16 protein-coding genes are annotated in these 17035 nt (G+C 70.0%); 7 read left to right on the top strand and 9 right to left on the bottom strand.

Annotated elements, in window-relative coordinates:
* Positions 1–13 precede the first annotated feature (13 nt).
* The 4 genes from ACFVT5_RS26365 to ACFVT5_RS26350 form a co-directional block, all read right to left on the bottom strand.
* Positions 14–1240: a hypothetical protein gene (locus tag ACFVT5_RS26365; protein ID WP_389892809.1), complete on the bottom strand. Its 1227-nt coding sequence runs from the start codon at positions 1238–1240 to the stop codon at positions 14–16.
* Between the two features lie 112 nt (positions 1241–1352).
* On the bottom strand, positions 1353–2345 hold the full coding sequence (locus tag ACFVT5_RS26360; RefSeq protein ID WP_389892806.1) for an ABC transporter substrate-binding protein: 993 nt from the start codon (positions 2343–2345) through the stop codon (positions 1353–1355).
* A 116-nt stretch (positions 2346–2461) separates the two neighbouring features.
* Positions 2462–3142, bottom strand: a complete 681-nt coding sequence (locus ACFVT5_RS26355; RefSeq protein WP_389892803.1) for an ABC transporter permease — start codon at positions 3140–3142, stop codon at positions 2462–2464.
* Positions 3139–3897: an ABC transporter permease gene (locus tag ACFVT5_RS26350; protein ID WP_389892800.1), complete on the bottom strand. Its 759-nt coding sequence runs from the start codon at positions 3895–3897 to the stop codon at positions 3139–3141. The genes ACFVT5_RS26355 and ACFVT5_RS26350 overlap by 4 nt, the downstream gene beginning before the upstream one ends.
* Before the next feature lie 155 nt (positions 3898–4052).
* Here ACFVT5_RS26350 and ACFVT5_RS26345 point away from each other — a divergent pair, with 155 nt between their 5' ends.
* Entirely contained in the window at positions 4053–5201 is a 1149-nt protein-coding gene (locus ACFVT5_RS26345) for an ABC transporter ATP-binding protein (protein WP_389892797.1), read from the top strand.
* Positions 5202–5213: 12 nt separating this feature from the next.
* On the opposite strand, the gene ACFVT5_RS26340 is transcribed toward ACFVT5_RS26345, so the two are convergent.
* Positions 5214–6338, bottom strand: coding sequence for an alpha/beta hydrolase (locus ACFVT5_RS26340; protein WP_389892794.1), 1125 nt, complete (start codon positions 6336–6338; stop codon positions 5214–5216).
* Between the two features lie 203 nt (positions 6339–6541).
* Here ACFVT5_RS26340 and ACFVT5_RS26335 point away from each other — a divergent pair, with 203 nt between their 5' ends.
* The 6 genes from ACFVT5_RS26335 to ACFVT5_RS26310 all read left to right on the top strand — a co-directional run bounded on the left by ACFVT5_RS26335 (position 6542) and on the right by ACFVT5_RS26310 (position 11699).
* Positions 6542–8416 carry a phosphatidylglycerol lysyltransferase domain-containing protein gene (locus ACFVT5_RS26335; RefSeq protein ID WP_389892791.1) on the top strand — a complete coding sequence of 625 codons (1875 nt, stop codon included), beginning with the start codon at positions 6542–6544 and terminating at the stop codon, positions 8414–8416.
* Positions 8417–8522: 106 nt separating this feature from the next.
* On the top strand, positions 8523–9383 hold the full coding sequence (gene folP, locus ACFVT5_RS26330) for a dihydropteroate synthase (RefSeq protein ID WP_389892788.1): 861 nt from the start codon (positions 8523–8525) through the stop codon (positions 9381–9383).
* Positions 9380–9976, top strand: a complete 597-nt coding sequence (locus ACFVT5_RS26325) for a nuclear transport factor 2 family protein (RefSeq protein WP_389892785.1) — start codon at positions 9380–9382, stop codon at positions 9974–9976. The genes folP and ACFVT5_RS26325 overlap by 4 nt, the downstream gene beginning before the upstream one ends.
* Before the next feature lie 247 nt (positions 9977–10223).
* Positions 10224–10583, top strand: coding sequence for a dihydroneopterin aldolase (gene folB / locus ACFVT5_RS26320; protein ID WP_389892782.1), 360 nt, complete (start codon positions 10224–10226; stop codon positions 10581–10583).
* A complete protein-coding gene (gene folK, locus ACFVT5_RS26315) occupies positions 10580–11188 on the top strand; it encodes a 2-amino-4-hydroxy-6-hydroxymethyldihydropteridine diphosphokinase (RefSeq protein WP_389892780.1) in 609 nt (202 codons plus the stop codon). Before folB ends, folK begins: the two co-directional genes overlap by 4 nt.
* Positions 11189–11228: 40 nt before the next feature.
* The gene (locus ACFVT5_RS26310; protein ID WP_389892777.1) at positions 11229–11699 is read left to right on the top strand and encodes a DUF3180 domain-containing protein; all 471 of its coding nucleotides are present in this window, start codon (positions 11229–11231) and stop codon (positions 11697–11699) included.
* Between the two features lie 486 nt (positions 11700–12185).
* On the opposite strand, the gene folE is transcribed toward ACFVT5_RS26310, so the two are convergent.
* From folE to tilS, 4 genes are all read right to left on the bottom strand, one after another.
* The gene (folE, locus tag ACFVT5_RS26305) at positions 12186–12791 is read right to left on the bottom strand and encodes a GTP cyclohydrolase I FolE (RefSeq protein WP_389892774.1); all 606 of its coding nucleotides are present in this window, start codon (positions 12789–12791) and stop codon (positions 12186–12188) included.
* Between the two features lie 159 nt (positions 12792–12950).
* On the bottom strand, positions 12951–14993 hold the full coding sequence (gene ftsH / locus ACFVT5_RS26300) for an ATP-dependent zinc metalloprotease FtsH (RefSeq protein WP_389892771.1): 2043 nt from the start codon (positions 14991–14993) through the stop codon (positions 12951–12953).
* 224 nt (positions 14994–15217) lie between these two features.
* The gene (gene hpt / locus ACFVT5_RS26295; protein ID WP_389892768.1) at positions 15218–15778 is read right to left on the bottom strand and encodes a hypoxanthine phosphoribosyltransferase; all 561 of its coding nucleotides are present in this window, start codon (positions 15776–15778) and stop codon (positions 15218–15220) included.
* A gap of 52 nt (positions 15779–15830) precedes the next feature.
* A complete protein-coding gene (tilS, locus tag ACFVT5_RS26290; RefSeq protein ID WP_389892765.1) occupies positions 15831–17015 on the bottom strand; it encodes a tRNA lysidine(34) synthetase TilS in 1185 nt (394 codons plus the stop codon).
* Between the last annotated feature and the right edge of the window lie 20 nt (positions 17016–17035).

Here is a 17035-nt window from a genome sequence, read left to right as displayed (position 1 = left end):
GGGTGGCTCGGGGTCACGCCTGGAGGGCGGACCTGAGCCCTTCGACGTCGATCGGCTCGGTCTCGTCGTGCGCGGTCAGGTCGATGACCTGACCGATCCCGCGCTCGGCGTCGCTCGACGGCTTGAACTCCGACTCGGCCTCGGCCTTGTGCACCGCGAGTGCCTCCTCGCCGACGACATCGGCGAGATCCTGGTTCCGCACGGCCTCCAGGGCGGCGGGCTGGGGCTCGCCTTTGGTGCCGAAGAAGTCGAAGCCGCCCTCGACCGACCGCCGACGCGTCGGCGCCGGGGCGACGACGGCCGCGGCTGTGGGCACGTTGAAGTGACCGGCGCGCGGGGGTGACGCGGCGGTGCGCTCATGGGCGTCGGCCTGCGTGTCGGCGGCCTGGATGTCGGCCGCCTGGGGCGTGTCGGTCTGCGGTACGTCGGTGTGCTGGGCGTCGGTGTGCTGGGCGTCGGCGTGCTGAGTGTCGGCCGCCCGCGTCTTCGGTGAACCGCCCTTGCTCGCAAGGCTTTTGGCTACGGCGCCTTTGCCACTCCCGTCGCCTTTGCCGCTCTTCTCGCCCCGGCCGCCCTTGTCACCCTTGGCATTGTGAGCGCCTTTGTCAGCGTCGACGCCTTTGTCACCGGCCCCCGGCGTGCCCTTACCCGGACCGTCGTCCTCCGTGCCAGGGGGCCGCCCGAGCCGTTCCAGGGCGGCGTTCGCCCGCGCGTACAGCGGGGCGAGCGGAGGAACCGCTTCCGTCGCACCGGTGTCGCCACTGGTGTCGTCGGAGTCGGAGTCGGTGCCTGTGCCCTCGGCCGCGGGCAGTTCCTTCGCCGGGGCCGCCGCCTCGATGGCGAGCCTGCGGCGCCCTTCGAGGGCGGTGGCCCGCTCGGTCTCCGCCGTCGCGTACCGCCGTAGCAGCGCCGCGTGTTCATTGCGCAGTGATGCCAGTTCGGAGCGCTTGGCGCGCAGTCGCTGCTCCAGCTTGCCCCGCAGTTCGCGGGACTCCTCCAGGTCGCCCTCGACCTCGGCCACCCGTTCGTCGAAACGCCACTCGTCGCCGGCGCGGGCCCGTATCAGCTCGGCGACGCGCCGGCCCGCCACCCGGTCCCAGCGGCGCATCATGACCGAACCCACGACGGCCGCCGCCGCGGCGCCCCCGGCCAACGCGCGGAGCACCACGGGCTCCGCTACCAGCCAGGCGCCCGCGGCGCAGACGACGGAGGCTCCGGCGATCACTGAGGGGGGCAGCATCCGGTGCAACGGTGGGGAATGACGGTGACGTCCACGTGGCATGGCCAGAAACTTACCGCGCGTAGGGGAATGTTGCTGCCCCGCACGGTAAAAACCCGGCACCCGTACGGCATTACTTCTTGATCAGTCCCTTCGACTCCAGATACGCCTTGGCCACATCGGCCTCCTTCTGACGCTCCGCGTCGACCTTGCGGTTGAGTTCCACAAGATCGTCCGTGCTGAGCGTGCGCGTCAACTTCCCCAGAATGTCCGCGATCTCCTTGTCACCCGCGTCCTTGGCGTTCACAACGGGGAGGATGTTGTCGGCGTTCTGGAGCTTCTTGTCGTCCTCAAGGAGGACCAGGTCGAAGTTCTTCAGGGTCGCGTCGGTGGTGGTCGTCAGCACGAGCTGGTCGGTGCCGTTCTTGACGGCCTGCTTGGCCTGCGTGGTACCGACGCCCTTGGGGTCGATTCCGGTGACGTCGATGCCGTACGTCTTCTTCAGACCCGGCGCGCAGAAGGGCCGCGTCTCGCATTCGTCACCGGCCGCGATCCTGACCTTTTCGCCCGACTTCCCCAGATCCGAAAGGGTCTTGAGGTTGTGCTTCTTGGCGAATTCCGCGCTCACCGCGAACGCGTTCTGGTCGACGGCCTCTCCGGCGGGCAGCACCTTGAGGCCCTGCGGTTCGGCGAGCTTCTTCAGCGCGGTGACCGTGGCGTCAAGATCGCTGGAGGCCACCGGCTCGGCGTCCGGGCCGTTCTGCTTCAGGTTGAGGAATTCCGCGAGGGTCGCCGCGTATTCGGGGACGACGTCGATCGCGCCCTTCTGGAGCTCCGGTTCATAGATCTCGCGGTTCTCGACCGTCTTGACCGACGTGGAGTATCCGGCGTCGCTGAGCACCTGCCGGTACAGCTCCGCGAGGACCTTGGCCTCGGTGAAGCCGGCCGCGCCCACCACGAGCGAGCCCTTCTTGCCGCCGCCCGTGCTGCCGGAGTCGCCGTCGCTCTCCAGGCTGTCCCCGCCGCAGGCGGCGAGCCCGGCCGTCAGCGCCGCCACGGCGACGGCGGCGACGGCGGTCCGGCGCGCTCTCACGCGCGTGGTGCTGTTCCGTGTCCAACTGTTCATCTCGCGTCATCCGTTCGCGTTGTCAGGGGTGCGCAGGCATGCGCGTGTACACGTGTAGATCGTCATAAATCGTCGGCCGAGGGCGCGGCGCGGCGCCCATGTCCCGTACGGGTGTCTCATCGCGTCGCGCCCGCGCGCCCCCGCATCGGGTCGAAGAGGCGGCCCGCGATGACGAGGACCGCTTCCACGAGGAGCGCGAGCACCGCCACGAGGAGGGCGCCCGCGACCACTTGCGGGGTGTTCTGGAGGTTGAATCCGGCGGTGATGATCCGGCCGAGGCCGCCCTCGCCGGCCATCGCGGCGAGCGTCGCGGTGGCGATCACCTGCACGGCGGCGGACCGGACGCCCGCGGTGATCAGCGGGTACGCCAGGGGCAGTTCGACCCGGGAGAACACCTGCCGGCCGTTCATGCCCATCCCCCGGGCCGCCTCGACGACCGCGCGGTCGACCTCACGCATCCCCAGATACGCGTTGGTCAGCAGCGGCGGCACCGCGAACAGCACCAGCGCGATCAGCGTGGGGAGGTCGCCGTGCTCCCCGAGGGGCGTCAGGGTGAGCAGCACCAGGACGGCGAGGGTCGGCACCGCGCGCCCCACGTTGGAGATGTTCACGGCGAGCGCGCCGCCCCGGCCGATGTGGCCGAGCCACAGTGCGAGCGGCAGCGCTATGGCGCAGGAGACGGCGAGGGCGACCCCGCTGAAGTACAGGTGCTCGGCGAGGCGGTGCCACACGCCTTTGTCGCCCTGCCAGTTGGCACCGTCGGTCAGCCAGTCGTAGGCACCGGATATCGCGTTCATGCCGGTTCGGCCGCCTTCTCGACATCGGTACGGGCGCCGGTACGGGCGTCGTTTCGGGCGCCGGTGAGGGTACGCGCGCGGGGGCGGCGGTTCGTCCGGGTCCAGGGGGTGAGCAGCCGCTGGAGGCCGAGCAGCAGCAGGTCCGCGACGACGGCGAGCAGCACGCACAGCACGGACGCGGTGAGCACCTGGGACTTGAAGGAGGTGTCCAGGCCGTCGAGGATCAGGGTGCCCAGGCCGCCGTAGTCCACGATCGCGCCGACCGTGGTCAGGGCGACCGTCGAGACCGTGGCGATCCGGACGCCCGCGAGGAGGGCGGGCAGCGCCAGGGGCAGTTCGACCTCCCACAGCAGCCGCAGCGGGCCGTACCCCATGCCGCGCGCGGCCTCGCGGGCGTCCTCGGGGACGGCCTGGAGGCCCACCACGATGTTCCGCACCAGAATCGTCAGCGAGTACAGCACGAGGCCGGTGACGACCAGGGCCGCGGAGAGGCCGAAGACGGGCAGCAGCAGCGAGAACATCGCCAGCGACGGGACCGAGTACAGCACGGTCGTCACGCCGAGGATCGGGCCGGCGAGCGCGCGGCGGCGGCGCGCCAGGAGGGCCAGCGGCAGCGCGACGGCGACCCCGATGGCGACCGAGGCCACGGTGATCCCGATGTGCTGGACGGTGGCGTCGATCAGTTCCTGACTGCGGGAGCGCACGTATTCCCCGCAGATCCAGTCGTTCGCCACCATGCAGTTCTGTTCACTCATCCCGGCCCACCTCCCCCGCATCGCATCGCGCACGCATCTGTCAACCTTGGTATTCGGTCGTTCTGGCGACCCTAACCCCGAGCACTGACAATCACCGAGAGCCGTCGTACGGGCGCAACATGCCCTTCACAATTCGCGCACCACAATGGGGACCCATGATCCGGTTCGAGAACGTCACGAAGCGCTATGCCGACGGCACCACCGCCGTCGACGACCTGTCCTTCGAGGTCAGCGAGGGTGAACTGGTCACGCTCGTGGGCCCGTCGGGCTGCGGGAAGACCACGACCATGAAGATGGTGAACCGGCTCATCGAGCCGACCAGCGGGCGGATATTCCTGTCCGGCGACGACATAGCGGAAGCCGATCCCGTGGAACTCCGGCGCCGTATCGGCTATGTGATCCAGCAGGTCGGTCTCTTTCCGCACAAGACCGTGCTCGACAACACCGCGACGGTGCCGCATCTGCTCGGCGTGAAGCGGTCCAAGGCGCGAGAGCGGGCCGCCGAACTCCTCGATCTGGTGGGCCTCGACCCGGCCGTCTTCGGAAGCCGCTACCCCGAGCAACTCTCCGGCGGGCAGCGCCAGCGCGTCGGCGTCGCCCGCGCGCTGGCGGCCGATCCGCCGGTCCTGCTGATGGACGAACCGTTCGGCGCGGTCGACCCGGTGGTACGCGAACGGCTCCAGTCGGAGTTCCTGCGGCTCCAGCAGTCCGTACGCAAGACCGTGCTGTTCGTCACACACGACATCGAGGAGGCCGTCCGCCTCGGCGACCGCATCGCGGTGTACGGGAACGGGCGCATCGAGCAGTTCGACACCCCGACGACCGTGCTCGGCGCTCCGGCGACGGACTATGTGGCCGACTTCGTCGGCGCGGACCGGGGTCTGAAGCGGCTGTCGGTGACGCCGATCGAGGAGAGCGACCTGGAGCAGCCGCCCGTCGTGCACCTGGACGACCCGCTGCCCCGGGAGCTGGACGCGCGCTGGGCGGTCGTCCTGGACGGCGACGACAACCTGCACGGCTGGATCTCCGAGGAGCACGCGCGCGGGCGTGAGGGCACGGTGCGGGGCGCTGCGCGGCGGATGGAGGCTTGGTTGCCGTTGGGGGCGTCGCTGAAGCAGGCGTTCGCGACGATGCTTCAGCATGACGCCGGGTGGATCGCTGTGGTCGACGAGAACAGCGAGGGGCGCTTTCTGGGGGTCCTTACGCCGGCGCGTCTGCATGAGGCGCTGCGGCGCTCGACTGTGGCGGAGGCTCGGGATGTTTCTCGGGCCGAGGTGGCGCTGGAGACGGTGAGCGGCAGTTAGGCAGCAACGGGACTACCGGTCGGCGAGTCTCGTGCCCATCCATTCCATCGCCGGCGGGATTTCCCTGCGCCAGGTGTTGAAGTTGTGGCCGCCGCTGTCCAGGACGATCGACGCGATACGCGTGGGCGGCTTTGATCGGACCAGGTCGATGAACTTCATCGTGTCGCCATAGCTGTGCTCGCCCTGCTTGCTGGTGGTGACGAGCAGGGAGGTGCGCGGGGGCGGCATGTTCTGCATGAACCACATGAGGTTCGCCCGGTTCCTCAAGTCCTGGTTCCCCTGGAAGAGGTCACCCGTGGTGGGGTCGCTCGCGGCCTGGTAGTACGGCGACAGGCCCACCGCGGCGGCGTACACCTCGGGATGGTGCAGGGCGAGTTTCAGTGCGCAGTAGCCGCCGGTCGAGTCGCCGATGATGCCCCAGGAGCCCGGCCTGCGGTCGACGCGGTAGTGGCTCGACACGACGTCCGGCAGGTCCTTGGCGAAGAAGGTCTCGCTCTGCGGGCCGTTCGGGACGTCGACGCACTCGGTGTCGCGCGGTGGCGCCACGGTGGGCCGCAGCATCACCAGGATCATCGGCGGCATCTGGCCGGCCTCCGCCAACTGGTGTGCGGTCTGCGGGTACTGCAGGCCCTTGATGAGCGCGCTGGCGGTTCCCGGGTAACCGGTCAGAATGGTGGCGGCCGGGAACTTACGGTTCTGGTACTTCGGCTGGAAGTACTCCGGCGGCAGATACACGTACGCGGGTGTGGCGATGTGGGAGACCGGGCCGATGATGTCGACCTGATGGATCTGGCCGCCGACGTCCGGGCTGGCACCGCCCGAGACGTTCACCGTCTGGGTGCCCGAGAGACGCAGCGGCGCGTGGGTGCGGGTCGAGCCGTAGTCGGTGACGACACCCTGCCCCTTCTCCTGACCGAAGAGGTCGGCCCAGGAGGCGTAGAACCCGAACGCCTGGTTGGCGGCGACACCGATCGTCGCGAAGATCATGAACTGGGTCGCGAGCAGCAGCCCCGCGCGCCCGATGACGGCCCGCCAGGTGCTTCGCGCCAGCCGCGGCCAGATCCAGATCGTGCCGAAGAACAGCACAACGGCGAGCACCGCCGTCAACGCCAGCACCTTGTTGCTCGTGAGACCCATCCGGTGTTTCCCGCCTGTGCTGTCAGCCCTGTGTCAGCTGTAGCATTTCCGCCTGTTTCATGCCCGTTTATCTGTCTGTTTTTCCACTGGTTTTCCGGTTCTGGAGTGAACCGGCCCCGTTGAAGCACCGTCCTAGAGGGCGCCACAGCACCGGATGCCGACCCGGCCCCGGATCAAGGTCTCTCACAGAACTACGGGATGCGATGTCTGTCAGGATAGATGGCGAAATGCCGGACAGGGTTCCGTCCGTATCCGATCCGGGAACGCGCCACTACGCGCGCGTACGCCACGCCCTGCGCACGGTCGTCCCGCGCGGCCCGCGGCCCGAGTCCGTCCCCGCGCTGGTCGCCGGGGCATCCACCCTCGTCGGCCTCCTGGACATCGCGGCCGGCGTCTTCCCGCGCTTCCGGCACAGCCGCATGCACGCCATCGCCGAGGTGCTCCCGGGCGCCATGGGACCGTTCGCCGCCGCCCTGGCGATCAGCGTGGGCGTCCTGCTGTTGCTCCTCGCGCACGGGCTGCGCCGCAACAAAAGGCGCGCCTGGCGGGCCGCCGTGGTGCTGCTCCCCGCCGGGGCCGTCGCCCAGTTCGCCTACCGGCACTCGGTCATCGGCGTCCTGATCTCGCTCACGCTGCTCGCGCTGCTGCTGCGCCATCGGAGTGAGTTCGCCGCACTGCCCGACCCGCGCAGCCGCTGGCGGGCGCTGGCCAACTTCGTCCTCATGGGCGCCGGTTCCCTCCTCCTCGGCCTGCTGATCGTCAGCGTGCACCCCAAGCGCGTGGTCGGCGACCCGAGCCTCGCGGAACGCCTCGAACACGTCCTGTACGGCCTGTTCGGCGTCGAGGGGCCCGTCGACTACACCGGCAGCACCTCATGGACCGTCGCGGCCTCACTCGGCGCGCTGGGCCTGCTGACGGCCCTCACGACCATCTATCTCGCCTTCCGGCCCGAACACCCCGCCGCCCGGCTCACGAAGGACGACGAGATCCGGCTGCGGGCGCTCCTGGAGCGGCACGGGCAGCGCGACTCGCTCGGCCATTTCGCGCTCCGCCGCGACAAAGGCGTCGTCTTCTCGCCCAGCGGCAAGGCGGCCGTCTGCTATCGCGTCGTCTCCGGCGTGATGCTCGCCAGCGGTGACCCCGTCGGCGACGTCGAGGCATGGCCGGGCGCCATCGAACGGTTCATGGACGAGGCAAAGGCGCACTCCTGGACGCCCGCCGTGATGGGCTGCTCGGAGACCGGCGGCGAGGTATGGACCCGCGAGACCGGCCTGGACGCCCTCGAACTGGGGGACGAGGCGGTGGTGGACGTCGCGGATTTCTCCCTGTCCGGGCGCGCGATGCGAAACGTGCGCCAGATGGTGAAACGCATCGAACGCGCGGGCTACGAGACCCGGGTACGGCGCGTCCGTGACCTCGGTGACCAGGAGCTGGAGCGGATCCGGCGCGCCACCGAAGCCTGGCGGGGCACCGACACGGAACGCGGCTTCTCGATGGCGCTCGGCCGCATCGGCGACGCGTCCGACGGGGACTGCCTCATCGCGACCGCCCACAAGGCCGACGCCCTTGTCACCGAGTACGGGCCCTACGGCGATCTGCGGGCCGTCCTGCACTTCGTGCCGTGGGGCGCGGACGGCGTCTCGCTCGACCTCATGCGCCGCGACCGCTCCGCCGACCCGGGGATGAACGAACTCCTCATCGTGGCCTCCCTCCAGGCCGCCCCCGGACTCGGCATCGCGCGCGTGTCGCTCAACTTCGCGATGTTCCGCGCGGCGCTCGCGCGCGGCGAGAAGATCGGCGCGGGCCCGTTCCTGCGCGCCTGGCGCGGTCTGCTGGTGTTCCTCTCGCGCTGGTTCCAGATCGAGTCCCTGTACCGCTTCAACGCCAAGTTCCGCCCCCGCTGGGAGCCCCGCTTCGTGGTCTTCCGGCACACCAGGGACCTCCCCCGGATCGGCTTCGCCGCGATGCGCGCCGAGGGGTTCGTGAACGTCGGCATGCCGCGCCTGCTGCGCCCCCGTGACCGCACCCGGCGCCCGTGCGCCCACGGCCACCCGGACCGGGAGGCCCGGACGGCATGACCGGCATGACCGGCACCGGCGCCCGCGCGGTGGGGCACATCGGCGGGGCAGATCAGCGGGGCGCACCGGTGGGGCGCACCCCGTACCCGGGCCTAGGCTGGAGGCCATGAGTACCTTCCAGGGGCGCGGCCGGATCGACGGGCTTCCCGCGTGGGACCGCTGCGCGGTCATGGGCGTCGTCAATGTGACGCCGGACTCGTTCTCCGATGGCGGTCGCTGGTTCGACACGACGGCCGCCGTCAAGCACGGCCTCGACCTGGTCGGCCAGGGCGCCGACCTGGTCGACGTCGGCGGCGAGTCCACCCGCCCCGGCGCCACCCGCGTGGACGAGGCCGAGGAACTGCGCCGCGTCATACCCGTCGTCCGGGGCCTCGCGTCGGAAGGCGTCACCGTCTCCGTCGACACCATGCGCGCCCGCGTCGCCGAGCAGGCCCTGACCGCCGGGGCCGCCCTCGTCAACGACGTCAGCGGCGGCCTCGCCGACCCCGCGATGGTGCCCGCCGTCGCGGCGGCCGACGCCCCCTTCGTCGTCATGCACTGGCGCGGCTTCCTGGAGGGCGACAAGGTGCGCGGCACCTACGCCGATGTCGTCACGGAGGTCGTGGACGAGCTGCACGCACGCGTGGAGGCCGTCATCGCCGGCGGCATCGCCCCCCACCGCATCGTCGTGGACCCCGGCCTCGGCTTCTCCAAGGACGCCGACCACGACCTGACCCTGCTCGCCCATCTGGACCGGCTGCGCGCCCTCGGCCACCCGGTCCTCGTCGCGGCCTCCCGCAAACGGTTCCTCGGCCGTATCCTCGCGGGCCCCGAAGGCGCGCCCCCGCCCGCGCGCGAACGCGACGCCGCGACCGCCGCGGTCTCCGCGATCGCCGCGCACCGCGGCGCCTGGGCGGTCCGCGTCCACGAGGTACGGGCCACCGCGGACGCCGTACGCGTCGCACGGGCCGTCGAGGCCGCCCGGTGAACACACCCGGCACCGACCTCGAACAGGTCGAACGCGCCAACACCGCCTTCTACGAGGCGATGGAACAGGGCGACTTCGACACCGTGTCGGACCTCTGGCTGAGCACCGCCGACCTCCCGGCAGGCTCGGGCGAATCCAGCAAACCCGACGAATCCGATGCATACGACGACTCCGGCGACTCGGATGACTCGGATGCCTTTGATGTGTCCGGTGAATCCGATGACTCCGGTGCCTCCGGTGACGAGCCGGCGATCTCCTGCGTCCACCCCGGCTGGCCGGTCCTCACGGGCCGCGGCGAGGTCCTGCGGTCGTACGCGCTGATCATGGCGAACACCGAGTACATCCAGTTCTTCCTCACCGACGTCCACGTCTCCGTCTTCGACGGCACCGCCCTGGTGACCTGCACCGAGAACATCCTCAGCGGCGGGCCCGCGCCCGAGGGCGGCGAGGAACTCGGGCCACTCGTCGGACAGCTCGTGGTCGCCACGAACGTGTTCCGCCGCACACCCGACGGCTGGAAGCTCTGGTCGCACCACGCGTCACCCGTACTCGCCGAAACCGGTGACGACGAGACGGACGACACACCGTCCTGAGTGGGTAGGTGCCTCCGTGGAACTGGTCGTGGGATTGGTCGCCCCCTGCCCTGGGTAGGGGCGGCTCCCCGGCCGTGAGCAGCCGTGTTCCGCCGGGCGGCGTCCCGTCGCCCGCGCGGAGCACCCGGCACCCGCGGGCGGGCACTGTCAGTGCTCGCAGGTAGATTCGATCGCAGCCGGTGTACCGACCGCACCGACCGCACTCGGCACGAACCGGCTGTCAACGACGATTGCAGGAGTGATTCGCGTGGATCGTGTCGCGCTGCGCGGCCTGAAGGCTCGCGGGCACCACGGTGTCTTTCCCCGGGAGCGCGAGGAGGGCCAGACCTTCATCGTGGACCTGGTCCTGGGCCTGGACACCCGGCCCGCTGCGGCCGGCGACGACCTGGCGAAGACCGTGCACTACGGCATCGTGGCGGAGGAGACCGTGGCCGTCGTGGAGGGCGAGCCGGTCAACCTGATCGAGACGCTGGCCGAGCGCATCGCCCAGACCTGTCTGAAGCACGACGGGGTCCAGGAGGTCGAGGTCTGCGTCCACAAACCGGACGCGCCGATCACCGTTCCGTTCGACGACGTGACCGTCACCATCACCCGGAGCCGAGTATGACCTTCTTCGCCGAGGGGCAGAGCGACCCGACCGTCCAGCCGGTGCCCGCGTCCGTGGTGGCGCAAGTGGACGCCGCCGACACCACCCTGAGCAACCCGCAGCGTGCCGTGATCGCCCTGGGCAGCAATCTGGGCAACCGCCTGGAGACACTCCAGGGCGCCATCGACGCCCTGGAGGACACCCCGGGCCTGCGCGTCAAAGCGGTCTCGCCGGTGTACGAGACGGAGCCCTGGGGTGTCGACCCCGACTCGCAGCCGACGTACTTCAACGCCGTCGTGGTCGTGAAGACCACCCTCCCGCCCAGTTCGCTCCTGGAGCGGGCGCACGCCGTGGAGGAAGCCTTCCACCGGGTGCGGGACGAGCGCTGGGGCCCCCGCACGATCGACGTGGACATCGTGTCGTACGCCGATGTGGTCTCCGACGATCCGGTGCTCACGCTGCCTCACCCGCGCGCGCACGAGCGGGCGTTCGTCCTCGCCCCCTGGGCCGATGTCGAACCGGAGGCCAAACTGCCCGGCCGGGGGCCCGTCGCCCGGCTGCTCGGCATGGTCACCCGTGACGGTGTAGCGCCCCGCGGCGACCTGGAACTCCGGCTGCCCGAGTAGTCGTTAAGGTCTATGGAGACGAGGGCGACGAAGGGACGACGTGAAAGAGCTGCGCCTGAGGACCCTGGCGGGCCTGTTCGTGGTGGCAGGCGTGGTGTCCTGGGCGGGCGCGCGCCTCTGGGACTCGGTAGGGACGCTGCCGAGGGTCCCGATCGCCGCCCCCATCGTCCTGGCGGTCATCGCCGTGGTCCTTCTCGCGACCGCGCTCTCCTTGCGGTCCCGGCTGCGGGCCCAGCGGGAGCGGCGCCCCGGCGCCAAGGGTGTCGACCCGCTGATGGCCGCCCGAGCCGTCGTCTTCGGCCAGGCCAGCGCCCTGGTGGCCGCCCTGGTCTCCGGCCTCTACGGCGGTACGGGCGTCTTCCTCCTGGGCTCCCTGGACATCCCGACCCGCCGCGACCAGGCGTTCTACGCCGGCTTCTCGGTAGTCGCCGGCATCGCCGTGATAGCGGCGGCATTCTTCCTGGAACGAGTCTGCAAACTCCCGGAAGACGAAGACGACAACACGGCCTGATACGACGGGCTTCAGTTACCGGTATGTCCTGGTCGCCGGAACGGGTTTAGTCGTCGGCGGGCCGAGCCAGGGACCTGCCGATCCACCGGCACTGAATCCGCCACGACGGCGAGTGCCCGACGCGATCGGAGAACGACCCCGGCCAGAGCATCCGCCCGGGCGCTCCGACGCCAGGGAGTTGCCTACCCACCGACGCTGAGATCCGCGGCGGCGGCTCGCCACGACGACGACCGTCCGACACCGACGGAAACGACCCCGGCCACAGCACCTCGCCCGCCGCACCGACACCAGCGACCCGCTACCCACCAGCGCCGAAATCCGCCACAGCGACGCCCAACCACCACGACGACCATCCGACGCCAGGGACCTGCCGATCCACCGGCGCTGAAATCCGCCGCAGCGGCGGCCCGCCACGACGGCGAGTGTCCGGCGGCATCAGGGACAACCGAGCCCCCCACGAACCCCATCCGGTCAGCCGACCGCAGGTCACCGCGCCATGATCAAGCTCATCGCCTCGTTCCGTGTGGCCGGGGCGCGGAGTTGGCCGCGTACCGCCGATGTGATCGTCTTGGCTCCCGGCTTACGGACCCCGCGCATCGTCATGCACATGTGCTCGCACTCGACCACCACGATCACCCCGCGCGGCTCCAGGATCTCCATCAGGGAGTCCGCGATCTGCGTGGTCAACCGTTCCTGCACCTGCGGGCGGCGGGCGAAGACGTCGACGAGGCGGGCGAGCTTCGACAGTCCGGTGATCTTGCCGTCCACGGACGGGATGTACCCGACGTGCGCGACCCCGACGAACGGGACCAGGTGGTGCTCGCAGGAGGACATCACCTCGATGTCCTTCACCAGGACCATCTCGTCGTGCCCGAGGTCGAACGTGGTCGTCAGCACATCCGACGGCTTCTGCCACAGTCCCGCGAAGATCTCCCGGTACGCCCGTGCCACCCGCCCCGGCGTCTCCCTCAGCCCCTCCCGATCCGGGTCCTCGCCGACCGCGATCAGGAGTTCCCGGACGGCGTTCTCGGCGCGCTTCTCGTCGAACTCGCCTATCGCGCCCTCGCCGTCCAGCGTCACGGGGTTGGTCATGGTCTGCCTCGTTCCTGTGCGGGGGCCGGGGGTGTCGTCCGTGCCCCCCTGTGGTGCCGTGCCGTGCGGGCACGCGGAAATGCCGCGCCCCCCAGGCTAGAACCTGGGGGGCGCGGCATCCATTCCGGGCCTGGTGGGACGGCCGTAAGGGCCGCTCCGTCAGCTCTCCGGGCGCCGTTCCTCCGGTGACGGGGACGCCTCGGTCGGCGGCACCACGGGGGTGACGTCGGTCGTGGCGCCCGCGGTCACCGCGGGGGCCGAACCGTTCGTCAGCGACAGCTCCTTGGGGGAGAGCACCGGCGGGCGGGTCGAAGGCGTACGCCGTGACGAGCCGGTCCACGCGGGGCGGGCCGGGCGCTTGACGATCAGGGCGAAGATCTCGGCGATCTCCTCCTTGCCCAACGTCTCCCGCTCCAGGAGCCGAAGAACCAGGTTGTCGAGGACGTCACGGTTCTCCACGAGAATTTCCCACGCCTCGTTGTGCGCGTTCTCGATGAGCTTCTTGACCTCTTCGTCGACGAGGGCCGCGACCTCTTCCGAGTAGTCGCGCTGGTGCCCCATCTCACGGCCCAGGAACGGCTCGGTGTTGTCACCACCGAACTTGATCGCGCCCAGCCGCTCGGTCATGCCGTACTGCGTGACCATCGCGCGTGCGGTGGTCGTGGCCTTCTCGATGTCGTTGGCCGCGCCAGTCGTCGGGTCGTGGAAGACCAGTTCCTCGGCCGCGCGCCCGCCCAGCATGTACGCGAGCTGGTCGAGCATCTCGTTACGCGTGGTCGAGTACTTGTCCTCGTCGGGGAGGACCATCGTGTACCCCAGGGCGCGGCCCCGGGACAGGATGGTGATCTTGTGGACCGGGTCGGAGTTCGGAGATGCCGCCGCGACCAGGGCGTGTCCGCCCTCGTGGTACGCGGTGATCTTCTTCTCCTTGTCCGACATGATCCGGGTCCGCTTCTGCGGGCCCGCCACGACGCGGTCGATCGCCTCGTCCAGCATCTCGTTGTCGATGAGCTTGCGGTCGCTGCGGGCGGTCAGCAGCGCGGCCTCGTTGAGCACATTGCTGAGGTCCGCGCCGGTGAAGCCCGGGGTGCGCCGCGCGACGGCCGACAGGTCGACGTCCGGGGCGACCGGCTTGCCCTTCTGGTGGACCTTGAGGATCTCCAGACGGCCGATCATGTCCGGGCGGTCGACCGCGATCTGCCGGTCGAAACGGCCGGGGCGCAGCAGCGCCGGGTCGAGGATGTCCGGCCGGTTCGTCGCGGCGATCAGGATGACGCCGCCCTTGACGTCGAAGCCGTCCATCTCCACCAGGAGCTGGTTCAGGGTCTGCTCACGCTCGTCGTGCCCGCCGCCGAGGCCCGCGCCGCGGTGCCGTCCGACGGCGTCGATCTCGTCGACGAAGACGATCGCCGGGGCGTTCGCCTTGGCCTGCTCGAAGAGGTCGCGCACCCGGGACGCACCGACACCGACGAACATCTCGACGAAGTCGGAACCGGAGATCGAGTAGAAGGGGACCCCGGCCTCACCGGCGACGGCGCGCGCGAGGAGCGTCTTGCCGGTACCGGGCGGGCCGTAGAGCAGGACGCCCTTGGGGATCTTGGCGCCGACGGCCTGGAACTTCGCCGGCTCCTGGAGGAACTCCTTGATCTCGTGCAGTTCCTCGACGGCCTCGTCGGACCCCGCCACATCGGCGAAGGTCGTCTTCGGGGTGTCCTTGGTGATGAGCTTGGCCTTGGACTTCCCGAAGTTCATGACTCGGGAGCCGCCGCCCTGCATCTGATTCATCAGGAACAGGAAGACGACCACGATGAGGACGAAGGGGAGCAGCGAGAGCAGGATCCCGACGAACGGGTTCTGCTTCGACGGCGAGACGGTGTACCCGTCCGCGATCTGCTTGCTCTGGAACTTGTCCTGCAAGGTCTTGGCGAGGTCGGCGCCCTGGGTGCCGATGTAGCTCGCCTGGATCTTCTGGCTGCCTTCGACCTTGTTGGTGCCGCTCAGCTCGACCTTGATGGTCTGCTCGTCACCTGTGGTCAGCTTGGCCGACTTGACCTTGTTGTCACTGATCGCCTGAATGACCTGGCCGGTGTCCACCGTCTTGTAGCCGCCGGACGAACCGACGACCTGCATCAACACGACCACGGCGAGGACGGCCAGCACGATCCACATGACCGGCCCACGGAAGTATCGCTTCACGTCCATCCATACGGAGCGGTGTCGCCCCGTCCCTCCTGCCATAGTGAGATTGATAAAGACTGTTTTGAAGACTGCTCTTCGGACGGTACCCCAGCATTGTCACCCGAAGCCGCAGGGGACGGTTGCCGAACCCGTCTTCGCATGCTCCAACGCCGGGAACCGGGTTTGGGTTCCCGACGAGTTTCCCGCCGGTGTCCCACCGAGTTCCCGACGATACGACGCGGGACGGTTCAGCCGCCGTAAACGTGGGGCGCGAGCGTCCCGACGAAGGGGAGATTGCGGTACTTCTCGGCATAGTCCAGGCCGTATCCCACGACGAACTCGTTGGGGATGTCGAAGCCGACCCACTCCACGTCGATCGCGACCTTCGCGGCCTCCGGCTTGCGCAGCAGGGTGCACACCTTGAGGGACGCGGGCTCGCGCGATCCGAGGTTGGAGATCAGCCAGGACAGGGTGAGCCCCGAGTCGATGATGTCCTCGACGACGAGGACGTGCCTGCCCTTGATGTCGGTGTCGAGGTCCTTGAGGATCCGGACGACGCCGGAGGACTGGGTGCCCGCGCCGTACGACGACACGGCCATCCAGTCCATGGTCACCGGGGTGGACAGCGCGCGCGCCAGGTCCGCCATGACCATCACGGCACCCTTGAGGACACCGACGATCAGCAGGTCCTTGTCCGCGTACTCCGCGTCGATCTTCGCGGCCAGTTCCGCCAGCTTGGCGTCGATCTCTTCCTTGGTGATGAGCACCGACTTGAGGTCGGTGCCCATGTCTTTCGCGTCCACCCGCATCACTTTCGGTCGTCCGAGCCGCCGGTTGAGCCGCCGCTGACGCGGGCTCGTCTCAGCCTTGCCGAATCACCAGTCTGCCACCCTGCCGCTGGGCGACGACCTTGCCCGGGAGATTGATGGCTCCCTGGCCGCGCCAGCCGGTGATCAGGCGGTCGAGTTCCTCGATGTGACGGGCGAAGAGCGAACCGGCCGGTGCGCCCGCGTCGATGGCCGCGCGGCGCAGGATGCGGCGGCGCACGGCGGGCGGCAGCGCGAACAGCTTGGCGCACTCCAGCCGGCCCGCGGGGTCGCGTACGGCGCTCTCGGCCTGGGCGGCCCAGGAGTCAAGGGCGTCGGCGTCGTCGCGGGACAGTTGGGCCGTACGGGCGAGGGCCTCGACGACGCCTTTGCCGAGAGCTTTCTCCAGGGCGGGCAGGCCCTCGTGGCGCAGCCGGGAACGGGTGTAGGCGGGGTCGGCGTTGTGGGGGTCGTCCCAGACGGGCAGATGCTGGACGAGGCACGCCTTGCGGGCGGTCTGCCGGTCGAGGTGGAGGAAGGGGCGCCGATAACGGCCGCCGGCCCCCGAGACCGCGGCCATGCCGGACAAGGAGCGGATGCCGGAGCCGCGGGCCAGGCCGAGCAGAACGGTTTCGGCCTGGTCGTCGCGGGTGTGGCCGAGCAGGATCGCGGCGGCGCCGTGCTGTTCGGCGGCGGCGTCCAGGGCGGCGTACCGGGCGTCGCGGGCGGCGGCTTCTGGCCCGCCACCGCGGCCGACGGTCACGGCGACGGAGTCGACCGGGTCGAGGCGCAGCGCGGTGAGCCGCGCGACGACGTCGGCGGCTCGGTGGTCGGAGCCGGGCTGGAGACCGTGGTCGACGGTGATCCCACCGGCGCGGATGCCGAGTTTGGGGGCTTCGAAGGCGAGGGCCGAGGCGAGCGCCATGGAGTCGGCGCCGCCGGAGCAGGCGACGAGCACGAGGGGGGACCGCGCGTCGCGGGGGGCGGCGGACGGGGCACTGCGGGTGGGTGTTCCGGTACGGGACGGGAAGCCGGCCGGGAAGGAGGCGCCGGGGATGCCGGGGGCTGTGGCGGCGCCGTGGTGTTCGGCGGCGGCGTCGGAGGCTCGGCCGGAGTCGGAGCGCCGGGCGGTGTCGGAGGCTGAGGCGGTGTCGGAGCGCTGGGCGTGTTCGGTGAGGACGTCGTGGAGTACGCGGCGGACCGCCAGGCGTATCGCCGCGACCGCAGGATGGGGACCCATGTCCGGTTCCCTTCGTGAAG

Source organism: Streptomyces sp. NPDC058001, from assembly GCF_042886315.1.
Taxonomy (GTDB): Bacteria; Actinomycetota; Actinomycetes; order Streptomycetales; family Streptomycetaceae; genus Streptomyces.
This window is presented reverse-complemented; position numbering and strand designations above follow the sequence as displayed.

Excerpts from the sequence above, each read along its gene's own strand:
- folP (WP_389892788.1), top strand. The coding sequence starts at position 8,523 with ATGAGTACCTTCCAGGGGCGCGGCCGGATCGACGGGCTTCCCGCGTGG.
- ACFVT5_RS26350 (WP_389892800.1), bottom strand. The coding sequence starts at position 3,897 with ATGAGTGAACAGAACTGCATGGTGGCGAACGACTGGATCTGCGGGGAA.
- tilS (WP_389892765.1), bottom strand. The coding sequence starts at position 17,015 with ATGGGTCCCCATCCTGCGGTCGCGGCGATACGCCTGGCGGTCCGCCGC.
- hpt (WP_389892768.1), bottom strand. The coding sequence starts at position 15,778 with ATGCGGGTGGACGCGAAAGACATGGGCACCGACCTCAAGTCGGTGCTC.
- ACFVT5_RS26355 (WP_389892803.1), bottom strand. The coding sequence starts at position 3,142 with ATGAACGCGATATCCGGTGCCTACGACTGGCTGACCGACGGTGCCAAC.
- ACFVT5_RS26365 (WP_389892809.1), bottom strand. The coding sequence starts at position 1,240 with ATGCTGCCCCCCTCAGTGATCGCCGGAGCCTCCGTCGTCTGCGCCGCG.
- ACFVT5_RS26360 (WP_389892806.1), bottom strand. The coding sequence starts at position 2,345 with ATGAACAGTTGGACACGGAACAGCACCACGCGCGTGAGAGCGCGCCGG.
- folE (WP_389892774.1), bottom strand. The coding sequence starts at position 12,791 with ATGACCAACCCCGTGACGCTGGACGGCGAGGGCGCGATAGGCGAGTTC.
- ACFVT5_RS26345 (WP_389892797.1), top strand. The coding sequence starts at position 4,053 with ATGATCCGGTTCGAGAACGTCACGAAGCGCTATGCCGACGGCACCACC.
- ftsH (WP_389892771.1), bottom strand. The coding sequence starts at position 14,993 with ATGGACGTGAAGCGATACTTCCGTGGGCCGGTCATGTGGATCGTGCTG.
- ACFVT5_RS26335 (WP_389892791.1), top strand. The coding sequence starts at position 6,542 with ATGTCTGTCAGGATAGATGGCGAAATGCCGGACAGGGTTCCGTCCGTA.
- ACFVT5_RS26340 (WP_389892794.1), bottom strand. The coding sequence starts at position 6,338 with ATGGGTCTCACGAGCAACAAGGTGCTGGCGTTGACGGCGGTGCTCGCC.
- folK (WP_389892780.1), top strand. The coding sequence starts at position 10,580 with ATGACCTTCTTCGCCGAGGGGCAGAGCGACCCGACCGTCCAGCCGGTG.